This is a genomic window from Bacillus sp. SIMBA_154 (genome assembly GCF_046536015.1).
Classification (GTDB): domain Bacteria; phylum Bacillota; class Bacilli; order Bacillales; family Bacillaceae; genus Bacillus; species Bacillus pumilus_P.
Genome location: NZ_JAWJBV010000279.1, coordinates 1 through 270, shown reverse-complemented (window position 1 = coordinate 270; position 270 = coordinate 1). Strand labels below are relative to the sequence as shown.

Annotated in this window: 1 protein-coding gene; it reads left to right on the top strand. The window is 37.4% G+C overall.

Translation table 11 applies throughout. The annotated features are described in order from the left end of the window. On the top strand, positions 1–270 hold a 270-nt coding region (locus R0K30_RS22050), incomplete at both ends, for a hypothetical protein (RefSeq protein WP_410612985.1).

Here is a 270-nt window from a genome sequence, read left to right as displayed (position 1 = left end):
ATATAACAACTTACCAATCTGGAACAGATTATTCGGTTTGTTATTCTGACACCTATGTTTCGGTAACTGGCGGTTATGCTGGAACTCTTTATTCAAACCCTCAAGCGGAAATCTCTCAAAACGATTCTAATTATATTATTGGCACTGTTCGTTATACTACGGATGACCCAGATGTTCCTGATAATCAAAAACAAAAAGTTCCTATAAATTTCACCGTCCATAAGAATGGAACTAAGGATATTTATCAATGCCCACCATCCGGTTCTCCAG